Here is a 13,473-nt window from a genome sequence, read left to right as displayed (position 1 = left end):
TTTGAAAATTTAGAGAACATCCGCAAAAGCAGGACGCAACCGCTTATACGTCCATAATCCTCCATAAAACACAATTAAAGAAACCACAGAAGCCACGCCCCATTCTCCCCAGTGCTTGACTTCCCCTACTAATATTAAATCCCGATAAACTTCAGAAATTGCCGCCATTGGATTAATCCAAAATACCAACGCCCGCCAACTTTCGGGAATGATTTCTGCTGGATAGCAAATCGGCGTAAAGTAGAACCAAAAATTTAAAATGACTGAAGCAGTTTGGGGAATATCTCGCAAAAACACCGTCATCGCCGCCCCTAAATATCCAAAGCCGGCAGTTAACAGTAATTGCGGCAACCAAACCAGCGGCAGTAACGATAAAGTTGGGTGTAAAGAGTGGGTTGTCATGGCTAACAAGACAATTAAAGCCATTAAACCAAAAGCACTCTCAATGAAGGCTGAAAGCACCGGCACCATCGGTAACAAAGTCAGCGGAAACACCACCTTCTTCACCAAATTAGGCTGCGCCACAACCGATCCCGATGCCTGAAGAAAGCCGCCGGTAAACGCTGTCCAAGGCAACAAGCCTGCAAACAGCCACAAACCAAACGTTAAATTATTCTCCGGCATTCCGTTCAAGCTGAGCTTCACTTTCAACACAATTGAGAAGACATACGTGTAAATCACCAATTGTGATAACTGAGTTACTAACGGCCATAAATTCCCCAAAACTGAGCCTTTATACCGTGCCTCTAACTCTCGCCGCACCAGCGTTCTCAACAGCTCGAACTTCAGCCACCACTGAGCCTCCCTCAAGGGGTTACGTCTGACTCTGCCGGCCTTTTGGACAACTCCTTTCATCGACCTCAGCAATTTTACCTTCCTTACCTACTACCTACACACCACCTAAAACACTCCACCCCAAGCTTTGGGGTTAGCTGTTCTATTAAACAGCAATCAATCTCAACAGCACCGAACAGAATCGCCTTTAGCCTGTGATGAATTTGAGTTTCCTAACGTTCCCCGCTCACCCCGCAAGCGCCGGTTAAGCCGGTTTGGCCAAGCCTAACCCCACCTTAACGGTGTCTCGTCACCATAGATTAAGATTTTATGCAGAATTTTTCAACTTGTTAAGCCAAACTTTTGTTTTCCCCGCTCTCAGAAAGCACCGGCTGCACCGCTTGCTCGATCGCCAGCCGTTGCTCTGCATCATATCCCCAGCGCTTGAGAAACGCTTCATAAACCCCCTCACCGGCAGTCACACTCTCCAACATCTGCTGAGCCAGCTCGTGTGTCCGTGGCAGCTCAAGCATGGCAATTAAACCCGCCGAACGGGTGGAAGTCCGCGCAGAATTCGCCGCCATCGCCTCATCCTGCCTGCGCCGGTGCGCCACCACCATCGCCGCCGACATCGCTACATTTTTCACCAGCAATTCTGAGACAATCTCAGGAGAAGTCCGCAATGCGTTAATCACGCCAATAGACGGATGATCTGCCAAAGGCCGGTTATCCGTTAGATAAGTCACAAAAAATCCCCGTGCCCCATTTTCGCTGCTAACGAGCCGGGTCAGTACCGATTCTATATCCTCCTCCGATAGCGCTCCTGCTTCGATCTGGTCGAGTAAAGATTGAGTCAGCGAGATCGCTTGCTCAAACGTCAAAGATTCCGGGACAGACAAAGACAGTGGAACAGTCATAATTTAAAAAATCGTTAAATCAGAACTTTGGCCGGCAAGAAAGTCCAACCGGCAAACAAGGTAACTTGAACTAGGGGAATATTTTATACGACGCGATCAAATCCGGTTAATTGGTTTCTTTCATAAAAACATGGCCACAATTGTCAAATCCAATCAGACGGATAAGTTCACAGCAAAAGGCCGGTTTTGAGAAAAATTTAAATCTCACAGCGAAGCACCAACCAAATTTAAAATTTAAACTCTAAAATCCTATGGCAATCGTCTCCTCCAACAAACAACCGCAAGAACCAAAACGGCAAAAAAGCGCCGCCGAAAAACCGGCAGCCTACAACGCGCCGGCTCCCTCCCTGCTTGAACCTCAAGCAATTGGTGAGGAAGACAGCAACAGCAAACAAGAAGAGAAAATTCGACCCCAGCGACTTGCAGACTACATTGGGCAAAAAGACCTTAAAGAAGTCCTCGATATTGCCATCAAAGCCGCCAAATCCCGGCAAGAATCCTTAGATCATCTCTTACTCTACGGCCCTCCTGGCTTAGGTAAAACTACAATGGCCCTGATTCTCGCCTCAGAAATGGGCGTCGGCTGCAAAATCACCACAGCGCCGGCATTAGAACGTCCGCGCGACATTGTCGGCTTGCTCGTCAATCTCCAACCCGGAGACATTCTTTTCATTGATGAAATTCATCGCCTCAGCAAAATGAGCGAAGAAATTCTCTATCCGGCAATGGAAGATTTTCGCCTCGACATCACCGTCGGGAAAGGCCAAAGCGCCCGAACTCGCAGCATCCCTCTGCAACGCTTCACCCTTGTAGGGGCAACCACAAGAGTTGGAGCTTTAACTTCTCCCCTGCGCGACCGATTTGGCCTAATTCAGCGCCTGCGCTTCTACGAAATCGACGAACTTAGCCAAATTGTGCTGCGAACCGGCCAAATTCTCAAAACGCCCCTAACTGACGAAGGGGCAACAGAAATCGCCCGACGATCTCGCGGCACCCCGCGCATTGCCAATCGGCTGCTTAAACGTGTGCGTGACTACGCCGAAGTCAAAGCAGCCGGCACCATTACCGCCGAAGTTGCCGGTGAAGCCTTAGAACTGTTCAACGTAGACCCCTGCGGCTTAGATTGGACAGATCGCCGGCTGCTTAGCGTCATCATCGAAAATTTCAAAGGTGGGCCGGTTGGCTTAGAAACCATCGCTGCCGCCACCGGCGAAGACACCCAAACCATTGAAGAAGTCTACGAACCTTACTTGCTGCAAATCGGCTATCTCAACCGCACCCATCGCGGGCGCATGGCTACTGACGCTGCTTGGAAACACCTTGGTTATAGTCCTCCAGATCAGCAGTTATCGTTGCTGCGGTGATTTTTTGGGGCATGGGGCATAGGGCATGGGGCATTGGGCATGGGGGATAGGGCATGGGGCATGGGAGGGGAGAGTGTAAGAGGGGGTGAAGAGTGATCAGAAAAATCACAAATCTCTGAATGCCGGCCTCACGAATCACCAAATGTCTGAATGCCGGCCTCTAAAATTAGCAAATCCCTTATAAACTTCACGATGATTCGCTCGATTCTCAAAATCCTGTGTGTGTTGCTTGTCAGTGTAGTTATCAGCTTCGTGAATAATGCCCCAGCTATCGCGCAAACTACAGACCAAATACCCATTGAGGAACTCGCCAGCCAAGCCTTTGATGCCACCAACACCGGCGACTTTGCCACCGCAGAAAACTACTGGACACAAATTCTTGAACAATTCCCAGATAATCCAGCAATTTGGAGCAACCGGGGAAATTCTAGAGTTAGCCAAAACAAATTAGAAGCGGCACTTGAGGACTACAACAAAGCGATTGAACTTGCCCCCAGCGCCCCCGATCCTTACTTAAATCGCGGGACTGCGCTGGAAGGACTGGGCCGGTATTCAGAGGCGATTGCTGATTATAATCACGTGTTGGAACTCGACCCCCAAGATGCAGCAGCCTACAACAACCGGGGTAACGCAGAAGCCGGCCTGGGACAGTGGAAAGCTGCGATCTCAGATTATGGGTACGCTGCTGATTTGGCCCCAGATTATGCCTTCGCCCGCGCTAACTATGCCCTCGCCCTCTATCAAGCCGGTGAAACGGAGGAAGCGCTTCGCACGATGCGGAATTTAGTCCGCAAGTACCCCAAGTTTCCCGATATCCGGGCAGCGCTAACTGCTGCACTTTGGGAGCAAGGAAAACGCGGCGAAGCTGAAAGTAATTGGGTTTCAGTCGTGGGTATGGATTCGCGCTATAAAGACATTGATTGGGTGAAAAGTATCCGCCGCTGGCCGCCGGCAATGGTAACTGCCCTAGATAAGTTTCTCCATCTTCAGTAGGGAAAGTGAGTCCTGAGTCCTGAGTCCTGAGTCCTGAGTGCCCCATGCCCTATGCCCCATGCCCTATGCCCCATGCCCCATAACCAATTCCTGAATTACCTTCGGCGTTAGTTCTTCTACATTGCTCAACACAATTGCGGCACCGGCTGCTTTGAGGGTGTCGGTGTAGCTGTTGCAATGTGCCGGTGTTTCTTGAACGTGAGGCGGCAGAATTCCTACGCCAATCCAAGTTCGGGATGGCTGTAGCTGTTGCGCTTTTTGGATAGTCTGCATATCTGCAACGGTGTCACCGGCATAGACAACCGGCTGTAATCTCGCAATTTGATGCCGGTGTTCCAACTGTTCCACTGCTGCGAACAAGCCGGTGGGATCGGGCTTATCTGGGGCATCTTCCATTGCTACGAGCACGGGTGATTTTAAGCCCAGGCGTCCTTCTAAAACATAAGCGGCTTCGGCCCTTGGTGCTCCGCTAAAAAAGCCCCAAGCAATCCCCCCATCTGTCAACTGTTCTAGATAGCTTATATGTAACAGTAAAGTTTCTTGACAAATGTATCCATTCCATGCATCTTCATCACTACCGCGATAGCGGGATTGGAAGAAGGCGACGATGGCATCAAAATTGAGGTTAATTTGCTCTCGCGGCTGCCCCTGGCCCTCAAAGTGGCGGTAAACCAATTCTTGAGTGGCTAGCCAGTCGTTGTTCCAGATGCCTTCCGATTTCAGCCGGTCGATGTCCACCGGCATGGGGCGGTAAGCGTTGCCGGTGAAAGACTCGACCGTATCGGCTAAAGCCCGCCGGTAAGAGCCGGCCACGTCCCGAATCACGCCGTCAATATCAAACACAACGATAGCCGGTGCCGGCGTTGCTTCTGTGCTAAGTTCAGTATCCAAAGAACTAACATCCGATTGATTAATCAATTGATTCAGGCAACTGCCCAAAGCTGAAACCCTATCAGATTATGGATTTTACCAATAAATTCTAAGATTAAATTAAAAATCGAGCCGGTGCGGTAGAATGAGAGACTGTAGATTTTCTTTTTTAATCCTGGGGTTGCCCTGGAGGTGTTTTTGTCGAAGTTCATTCTGAAAGTTCTCTGGCTAGAAGAGAACGTCGCCCTCGCTGTTGACCAAGTTGTAGGCAAAGGCACTAGCCCTTTGACATCTTACTTTTTCTGGCCTCGCAACGATGCCTGGGAACAGCTCAAAAATGAAATGGAAGCCAAACACTGGATTTCCGAAGGCGATCGTGTCGAGTTGCTCAACAAAGCAACGGAAGTCATTAATTATTGGCAAGAAGAAGGCCGGCGTCGGCCTATGGCTGAAGCGCAAACGCGGTTTCCAGAAGTTACCTTTACAGGTAGCAACTGAACCCAAATTCATAGAATCTGTTGCTAGCGGATGCCTAGTCTCCATCAGGAAGCTAGGCATCCGCTTATTGCTATGTCAAAACATTGCCGCTATACTGAGCTGCAATCGGCTTGGTTATTGCAAACTTGAGCGGATAATTTTCTCAAAAAGACTTGCTTGTGCGATCGCTTAAGTCATGACTCCTCAAGAAACTTTGATGCCGGCTGAGCAAAATATAGTCATAACAGATTCAGCCACGCTCGATCAATCCATCACAAATAGAGTGGATAGTTGGATAGTTACTCGTGGTGAACTATCCTTGCCTTGTGTGCCGGCTTTGTTAGATAAATACGTGGAGCGATTGCAAGCGCTCTTTGAAAGTATTGGCAAGCCGTGGAAACCCGAAGAATTAGAGCGATTGCGCCAGTTGCTTGCCCAGAAGTTAGCAACGGCGTTTGAGACTTCTCCCCATTCCCGAATAATCGTGAAGTATGAGACAGATAAGTTTCCTTCCACCCCAACAAAGCGCTTAGTGCTATCAGTTTCAGTCCTCGTTTCCACTGTTGAAGACGAGTACAAAATGTGGACTCAAACCAGAGAACCGCCGTTATTTGGTAAGCATCCAGACGCTAAGGTGATGGCAGTTGCAGCGGAACTAGGCGAACCGGCTAGTGCAGCGATCTTGGATGTGGGTGCCGGCACAGGTCGGAATACGCTGCCACTGGCAAGACTTGGCTATCCTGTTCAGGCATTAGAAATGGTGCCGGCATTTTTGCGGCAGATCCTGGCTGTTGTCAACGCAGAAGGGTTGCCGGTGATGGTAACACCGGGAAACATCCTTGATCCAAAAATTGAACTACCAAAGGCTAATTACAAACTGGCTATCGTCGCCGAAGTTGTCTCTCATTTTCGCAGTGTTGAGCAGTTGAAACACTTGCTTACGAAAATGGCTGAGGTGCTGCGTCCGGGTGGTTTGTTACTATTTAATATGTTCTTAACCATAGAAGGTTATGAGCCAGATGCTGTTGTTCGGCAGATGTCTGAAGTGGCTTGGTCATCCCTATTTACGCCGGCAGAACTTGCGGCAGCGCTGGAAGGGTTGCCCCTAGAATTGGTATCAGATGAATCGGTTTATGAGTATGAGCAGGAACACTTGCCGGCTGAAGCATGGCCACCAACCGGCTGGTTTACTCAATGGGCTGCCGGTCGAGATTTATTCCCAATTTCAGATGGATTGCCACCGATAGAATTGCGCTGGCTGCTTTACAGACGCTTGTAATCTGAATGCTCTTTGGTGATGAAAGAGTAGATTTGGGTGAAAGTTTTTTTAACCACAGATGATAGCGTAGCGTGCGGTGCCGCCATACACACATTTGTAATCCCTATTTTGTTTTGGGATGAGTTGGATGTGCGTTAGCTTAATAATTTGGCATCGCAACCTATTTAAGCTTTTCTCCAAGGCTGTCTTGACGATGAAATCAACTTCACAGGGGAATATCGCTTTCAATTCGTCTTGCAGTTGTAGGGTTTCAGTCAAGCCTCGTTTAGCTTTGGGTGCAAAGGTCACTAACACATCAATATCGCTATTAGGCCGAAAATCTGACCGCAGAACGGAACCCAATACTGCAAATTCAATAATGTGCCGGCGCTAACAAAATTCATCGATTGCTTGAAAGCGAAACCCCCAAGCGTCTCTTAAGAAGAGTTTTTTTTTCCTGAGATCTAATAAGATACTAAGAGAGCCTGCTGTTATCTTTAGACTAGAAAAAAGAATTCCCCATCTTCTTACTTTTTTTTCAAGCCTAGCTTTTTACGAAACTCCTCATCATTAAGTAACTGAAGTTTGTGCAAGCAATTGCTTCGCCTGCAGCCTGTAAAGACGCTATCGCTTACAATAGAGTCAACACTACTCTGTGACTAACATCATGCAAATCATCCTGCCACCTGAAGTTGAAGCCCTTGTGCAGCGCCAACTCATCAGTGGCAAATACAATAGTGCGATCGAAGTCATCCTTGCAGGTGTAACACTCCTTGAACAACAGCAAGACATCTACCGAGGACGATTACAAGAACTTCAACAGGATGCACTTGTGGGCTGGGAAGCATCCCAACGCGGTGAAGTTGTTGATGGTGCAACGGCAATGGCACAAATCCGCACCAATATGAGATCGCGCTACAATTCTCCAGAAGCATGACCGCTCAATTTCGGCTCACCGAACCCGCAATTCGAGATATTGAGCAAATTGCAGACTACATCGCTAGTCAATCAGGACTCGATCAAGGCGATCGCTTTTTGAACAAACTCGACGTTAAATTTATCAAAGTTGTGAAAGATGCGATCACACTACTCGTACAACTTCAACTCAAAGGTGATCGCTCTTCACTACTTCAATTTTAAACTATTAAAAGTGCCACTTTATGTTAACGAGCTAGTATAGCCGTTATATTTGCTTCTAAAGCGGGATTTTGAACTAAATGGAAAAGTAACTGTCCTAACCAGCTTTTACTTTCTTTGCTCAGAGAGTGGATTATTGGCAATATATCTACCTCTCCCCGATTTTCGATTTTTTCCACTTCTGTTTCTATTGCCTTAAAGATTTCTTCAATAGAGGGACAGGAAGGGCTAATCCTGATTTCCTGAACACCAGCCTCTAACTTCTGCAGGGCACTCTGGGGAAGCTGGTTTGGCATTTGCTCACGTACCTGCCCCACAAGAAATTGAAGCTGGGGAATAAGCTGATTAGGGTCAGAACGGAGGGTTTGGAGAGGTGTCAAAAGTTGATCGCTTAAAGCAGGTTTATCGCTCAGTGCATTCCAGAAACTTTTTAGGGTTTCTTTTTCTTTCTCCGGTACTTCGCGGATTTCTTCTGGAATGCCTTCTAGCGAAGCCAATCTAAACATAAAATCTTCAGCATCAGTAATAGCTCCTTCTAGAAGGAGTGGATTATCTCGCGGTCTGCCTGTTGCCATAAATGTCGTTCCAGGTTGAGGACTTATACTTATACTATTTTCTTCTCTAGTCTCCAACCAAGACCCAAAGCTCTTCATTGCCTCTTTTCTTGACATCGCCATTTATTTTGACTCTATTGAATTGAATAATATTTTACATTTACATTCCTAATTTCCTCCAATCTGGATAGGCGTAACAGAACGATATAGTCCTCGCTCTGTTGCAAACCAGAGATGGTTATCTGACCCCAAAACAATATTGTATAGAGTCTGTATTTTTTTTAAATCTAAAGGAACCTGGAGCCAAGTATCTGTAGTAGTGCTATAGAGAAAAAGACCGTTATGTCGTGTACCAGCCAGAAAAAAGCCTTTAGGGAGTGCAGCAATAGCTGTCACTTGCTCTGAGGTTACATGATAGTTATCCCATATATCATCCGTCCTCGCCGGAGTATCTATGCCTTTAGCAAAACGCTTCGCCTCTCCAGTGCTGGTTCCAGCCCAGAGATGTCCGCTATTGTCAAGGGTTATAGATTTTAAAGAATCAGGAAGTGAATCTATTGGACTGCGCCGCTCGTTTTTGTCCCAGTAACACCCTGATAATTTCTCTAGAGACCATCGGACAAGGCCGCGATCAGTTGCTATCCACAGCACGCTACGTTGCGTGTCAAAGATCATTTGATATACCTGTAGTTTTACAGAAGGATCTGCAAGTGCCGGACAAAGGGACTGAATCTCGTTTATGATTTGGCACTGCCCTGACTTTTGTAAGCAAACACCGCTGAAAGTTCCCACCCAAAGGCGATTTTGCTGATCGCGAACTAGACTGGAAACGAACCCAGGAGCAGACACGAGTTCATCAGTGAACTTCCAATCGCCATTTTGGAAACTGCCATGTCGTAAGTGTCGCACGCCCCCCTTCGATACTCCAACCCAAATATCTTTCTTCTCCACTAACAGAGCCGTGACTGAATTTCCTTCTAGGTAAGTTTGCGTACCACCCTTAAGAAGGTCATAGCGCATCAGTCCTTTTCCTTCCTGGTTGCCTTCATCCTTGCTTGTGACGAGAGTCATCCATACTGCTTCTTTAGTCATGGATAGGTTTGTCACAGCGAAACCTTCAGTTTCTGAAACTAGGCTAACCTTAGCGATTTGATTAGCAAGGTTTCTATGCTCCTGTTCAACTGCTATCTCATGAAGTTTTGCCTCCGCGAGTCGCCATTGCCAGTAAGTAAACACTGCTAGAGCTGTAGTGATGCTCAAACCGATCACTAGTCCTAGTGTGATATGTTGCCGCAGGCGTATGCGCTCATTCTTCTCCCTATCCCGCAGAGCCAAACTAAGCTGGATGAAAACTCGCTCCTCTTGACTCAATTCAGCTAGACGTTGCTGCTGCCAAGCTTCTGCCTCCGATAGCAGAAAGCCTCCCAACAATGCTCCATCATCCTTATCCGTAGTCTCCCATTGACGCATCGCAGTACGCAGCCGCTCTTGCCACAGGCGAAAGGCTCGATCCTCTTTCATCCACTTCCGCAGGCGTTGCCATTCTCGGATTAGAGCTTCATGGACAATCTCGACAGTTTCTTCTTGGGCTTCTCCGGTAGTTTTTTTGCGATCGCTCACGACCAACCTTTCATCAGCCAAACGCTTGACCAAATCCCAGTTTTCTTCCCCTACCTCAGCGCGTGTCGCCTGACGGCGGATGTCAGGGGTTCCTTCACCAGGACGCACTAATTGGATAAAGATTTTTTGGGCTTGTTTGTGTTCGAGAACACTAAACTGAGCGTACACTTCCTCAGCATGGTTGCTCAAGGCTTTCTCCACACCACCAATCGCATCATAGGCAGCATGAGTCAGTTTGCCGTCTCTCTGTTTTTTCCATAGCTGAGTGAGTGCAAACTCCAGTAACGGTAAGTTGCCCGGTTCCTCGCCAACAGCATCCAAAATCCGCTTAGTTAGTCCCTGCTCCATCTTCACACCCTGTTTCTGAGTTGGCTTTTCAATGACATCTTGGAATTCCTGGCGGTTCATAGGGCCTAGTTTTACATCAGTATTTTGCAAGGCATCGGCAAAGGGGCGGTAAGAGAGGGCGTATCCCAGAAAGTCTGCCCGCAGGGTAAGGACAAGGCGGAAATTCCGCGCTTCATTCAGCGCTTCCAGTAATCGGTCTAAAAATAGCTGGCACTCCGATCCATCCTTACAGAGGGTATACAGTTCCTCAAACTGATCAGCTACCAGCAGCAAACAGGTGCTTGAGTTTTTCTCCAGAATGCGCGTCACTACATCTTGCAACCCTACGTCTCCCAGCCGAAGCGTTTTCGCCAGCTTGTTAATTTCAGCCAATTGATCGGTTTCGCTCATCTGGGTTTCCAGCAGGGGAACCAGCGCAGCGGCAAGATTACGGAAAGGACGCTCTCCTGGACGGAACAAGTTAATTAGCCAGTCCCCTTGCTCCCGCAGTTGAGGCACACAACCTGCAAACACTACCGAGGACTTACCACTGCCAGAAGAACCAATCACAGCCACCAACTGCTGTCTTTGTACAGCAGCTACTAGCTGTTCGGTGAACGTTTCCCGTCCAAAAAAGAACTGAGCATCCTGCTCTCGAAACGCAAACAAACCCCGGTAAGGACAAGAGGGAATGGCTTGTTTACCCAAATCAGACCAAGCGCTTACCAGAATGCCGGTAGGAATAATAAACGCGGCTTTTACGTCTGCTCGGTTCATTTCCGCCGCCACAGCCATCCCCGCCACACCCTGAAGTTCCTCATCCCACACCGGCGCACCGCTGAAACCAGGTTCTAAGCGATAACCGGGTTGTTTCACATCCTCTAGCTGCACCCAACCGTTGGCAATTCGTCCGCGCAACACCCCAGAAGCGGAAACCCCATTTGGTTGTCCTGCCGGAAACCCCAAAACTCGGAACGGATGACCCCACAAGTCCTCTGACGTTACCAATTGTGCCGGTTGAGCGGTGTCTGGGAGATCAGTTTCCAACTCCAAGCCGGCAATATCTTCAAACGCCTGATTCGGATTGACAGGTTGCCAGAAAATTACCTTAGCTGCAAACATCTGTTTAACAGCCAAGAGCGGGAAGTCCAAATTGATGACACCCTCAGGCTGTTCTTGAGTGGTGCGGGAAATACCGAGCGCATCAGCCGCCACATGGGCGCAGGTGAGGATGTACTTGGATGAGACTAAAAAGCCGGCACCAACAACCTTTTGCGATTTTGAGTAAATTCTGACAACCGATGACTCAAGGGGTGCCGGCATTTGGAGAATTTTGCTTCCACTTCAAGGTAATTTCGTAGTTAACTTCACCCTCCCCTGATGCGATTACGGCTCCAAGTCCAGCCGTCATTTTAATGCCAAATTTAACCTCAACTTCACTAGCCGGCTCATTCAAGCTCCGCACCTTGTTAATAATGGTACTGGCTACCGGCTTGATGGTATCGAGGGCAGATTCAAAGGTCTTTTGGGCTTTTTCTACGATGTCGTCACCCAGACCGATACGATCATCGCTTGGCTGATCCACTTCTACAAGAATGGAATCGCCCCCCTCTACAGGAAATTCAACGATGCGTTTCACCTTGACCTCCATTAAAAATTTTGTAGTTAACGTGTAGCTGTGTCGAGAATCTGTATTTGCATCTCAGATTTTCGGTGAGGGAATGAATTGTTCTCACGACAGACAATATACCGAGGAGATGCACCGAAATCCTCCAATATTAGCCAGGAATTTATCAACTTTGTTAGTGCCCAAAGAAAACACACGTAGAATTCACTTAAGCAAGTAACACTTGATAAAACTTCACTGCGTAACCACCATCAAAATTTTGTAAAACGAGTATAAGACATTGAGTGAAAAAAATATACTCGAAGTCATAAACTCCTATCAATGCGAGGAAGAGTAGTGATTTTTGATAATTCCCGAAATCGTTTCTTAGCTTGTTTATCCCATGAATTTAACTAATCACCCCTCTGACAAGAGAACCATTCAATATAAATGGATATAAAGCGGTTATTTGTCTATGTATTACAGACAAATAACCAACAATTAATTTCTATTGCCGCTCTAGCAAGGCTTTGCGGCTGGGGACAAAATGGCCATTCTCGTCGTAATATTCCGGTAAGTAAGGTGCGCCTTTGTAATACACCACATCAGCAGGATCTCGCACGGTGCCTGATAAATCGTGATAGTAGTCCACGTCAAAGCCGATATAGTGGCAAGCCATGCTCTTGCGGCTGAGAGTGGGTTCTTCTACCAAGGCACCGCCATGAATCAGGTTGGCGTGCCACAGGAAAACATCTCCCTTGCGTGCAATGAACCGTTCTGTGGGTAGGCCATTTTCGCGCATTCGGTCGGTGAGCAGATCCTGGACTTCATCAGCAGAATCTTTGCCGCCGGTTAAACTGGCCGCTTCGACATAGCGCAGCCGGTGACTACCTGGAACGTAGAGCAATGGGCCGGATCGGGCGTCGATGTCTTCAAAGGCAACCCAGGCGGCGGCGAGAAATCCATAGGGTCGCGTGGTCATGTGGATGTGATCGTGATGCAGTGCTCTCTGGGTGCCTTTAAAGAAGTTAATGGTTTGGCAGCCATACACATCGCGACCTAAAATTAGACCGAGCCATTTCAAGATTTGCCGATCCAGAAAGACATCCTTGATGACATCTGACTGCATATGGACGTTGATTGGTGGCTCGAAATGGCCATTAGCGTCACGCTGCAGGGGCCGGTGATGGCCACCAATGACGGTTTCCTCAGTCCAGAACCGCTCAAACTCTTCCATGACGAGATCGAGCCGGCTATCGTCGATCAGCTTAGGCAGGACGAGGTAGCCATTTTTGTGCCAGTAGCTCAACTTTTCTGCAGTGTCGCTGTCAATTTCACCGCGCTCCAGCTTGGCTTGAATTTCACTGAGGGCATTAGATCGGTCAAGCCAAGGACTGACTGCTTCTGGTTGAGGCCATGCTTGGTTTTCTTTGGGTTGCTCTTGTGAGGTGGGTTGCTCTTGTGAAGCTGGCTGTTGTGAAGTAAAGATTTGCTTCAGCCATGCCGTCATGCTGCTCATGTGCTCTGCTCCTTTGTTAGCGATTGAGCTAGAGAGGAATATAATCTCTTTTGGTTA

At 48.0% G+C, this 13,473-nt stretch carries 14 protein-coding genes; 6 read left to right on the top strand and 8 right to left on the bottom strand.

What is annotated here, in order from left to right:
• Positions 1-9 precede the first annotated feature (9 nt).
• Together H6F73_RS15915 and H6F73_RS15910 are read right to left on the bottom strand one after the other, a co-directional pair.
• Positions 10-855: an ABC transporter permease gene (locus H6F73_RS15915; RefSeq protein WP_190759738.1), complete on the bottom strand. Its 846-nt coding sequence runs from the start codon at positions 853-855 to the stop codon at positions 10-12.
• A gap of 269 nt (positions 856-1,124) precedes the next feature.
• Entirely contained in the window at positions 1,125-1,691 is a 567-nt protein-coding gene (locus tag H6F73_RS15910) for a hypothetical protein (RefSeq protein WP_190759737.1), read from the bottom strand.
• 251 nt (positions 1,692-1,942) lie between these two features.
• Between H6F73_RS15910 and ruvB the strand changes: the two genes are divergently transcribed.
• Both ruvB and H6F73_RS15900 read left to right on the top strand, forming a co-directional pair.
• On the top strand, positions 1,943-3,055 hold the full coding sequence (gene ruvB / locus H6F73_RS15905) for a Holliday junction branch migration DNA helicase RuvB (protein WP_190759736.1): 1,113 nt from the start codon (positions 1,943-1,945) through the stop codon (positions 3,053-3,055).
• 192 nt (positions 3,056-3,247) lie between these two features.
• Complete coding sequence (locus H6F73_RS15900; RefSeq protein ID WP_190760042.1) at positions 3,248-4,048, top strand: tetratricopeptide repeat protein; 801 nt, start codon at positions 3,248-3,250, stop codon at positions 4,046-4,048.
• A 63-nt stretch (positions 4,049-4,111) separates the two neighbouring features.
• Here H6F73_RS15900 and H6F73_RS15895 read toward each other — a convergent pair whose 3' ends face one another.
• Complete coding sequence (locus tag H6F73_RS15895) at positions 4,112-4,939, bottom strand: TIGR01548 family HAD-type hydrolase (protein WP_190759735.1); 828 nt, start codon at positions 4,937-4,939, stop codon at positions 4,112-4,114.
• A gap of 177 nt (positions 4,940-5,116) precedes the next feature.
• On the opposite strand from H6F73_RS15895, the gene H6F73_RS15890 reads away from it, so the two are divergent.
• Positions 5,117-5,416 (top strand): 30S ribosomal protein PSRP-3, encoded by a 300-nt coding sequence (locus H6F73_RS15890; protein WP_190665385.1) that lies wholly within the window; start codon positions 5,117-5,119, stop codon positions 5,414-5,416.
• Positions 5,417-5,591: 175 nt separating this feature from the next.
• The gene (locus H6F73_RS15885; RefSeq protein ID WP_190759734.1) at positions 5,592-6,674 is read left to right on the top strand and encodes a class I SAM-dependent methyltransferase; all 1,083 of its coding nucleotides are present in this window, start codon (positions 5,592-5,594) and stop codon (positions 6,672-6,674) included.
• 48 nt (positions 6,675-6,722) lie between these two features.
• Here the strand turns inward: H6F73_RS15885 and H6F73_RS15880 are convergent, their stop codons facing one another.
• Positions 6,723-7,031, bottom strand: coding sequence for a nucleotidyltransferase domain-containing protein (locus tag H6F73_RS15880; RefSeq protein ID WP_347239559.1), 309 nt, complete (start codon positions 7,029-7,031; stop codon positions 6,723-6,725).
• 277 nt (positions 7,032-7,308) lie between these two features.
• Here H6F73_RS15880 and H6F73_RS15875 point away from each other — a divergent pair, with 277 nt between their 5' ends.
• Complete coding sequence (locus tag H6F73_RS15875; RefSeq protein WP_347239552.1) at positions 7,309-7,590, top strand: type II toxin-antitoxin system ParD family antitoxin; 282 nt, start codon at positions 7,309-7,311, stop codon at positions 7,588-7,590.
• Positions 7,587-7,793 (top strand): type II toxin-antitoxin system RelE/ParE family toxin, encoded by a 207-nt coding sequence (locus H6F73_RS15870; RefSeq protein ID WP_190759733.1) that lies wholly within the window; start codon positions 7,587-7,589, stop codon positions 7,791-7,793. The genes H6F73_RS15875 and H6F73_RS15870 overlap by 4 nt, the downstream gene beginning before the upstream one ends.
• 23 nt (positions 7,794-7,816) lie before the next feature.
• On the opposite strand, the gene H6F73_RS15865 is transcribed toward H6F73_RS15870, so the two are convergent.
• From H6F73_RS15865 to H6F73_RS15850, 4 genes are all read right to left on the bottom strand, one after another.
• The gene (locus H6F73_RS15865) at positions 7,817-8,461 is read right to left on the bottom strand and encodes a hypothetical protein (RefSeq protein WP_190759732.1); all 645 of its coding nucleotides are present in this window, start codon (positions 8,459-8,461) and stop codon (positions 7,817-7,819) included.
• A gap of 51 nt (positions 8,462-8,512) precedes the next feature.
• Positions 8,513-11,614, bottom strand: a complete 3,102-nt coding sequence (locus H6F73_RS15860; RefSeq protein ID WP_190759731.1) for a trypsin-like peptidase domain-containing protein — start codon at positions 11,612-11,614, stop codon at positions 8,513-8,515.
• Positions 11,598-11,930 (bottom strand): CU044_2847 family protein, encoded by a 333-nt coding sequence (locus H6F73_RS15855; RefSeq protein WP_190759730.1) that lies wholly within the window; start codon positions 11,928-11,930, stop codon positions 11,598-11,600. Before H6F73_RS15855 ends, H6F73_RS15860 begins: the two co-directional genes overlap by 17 nt.
• A 475-nt stretch (positions 11,931-12,405) precedes the next feature.
• Complete coding sequence (locus H6F73_RS15850; RefSeq protein WP_190759729.1) at positions 12,406-13,416, bottom strand: phytanoyl-CoA dioxygenase family protein; 1,011 nt, start codon at positions 13,414-13,416, stop codon at positions 12,406-12,408.
• Positions 13,417-13,473: the final 57 nt, after the last annotated feature.

Origin of the sequence: Microcoleus sp. FACHB-68 (assembly GCF_014695715.1) — a bacterium.
In the GTDB taxonomy this organism is placed as follows: Bacteria; Cyanobacteriota; Cyanobacteriia; order Cyanobacteriales; family Oscillatoriaceae; genus FACHB-68.
This window is presented reverse-complemented; position numbering and strand designations above follow the sequence as displayed.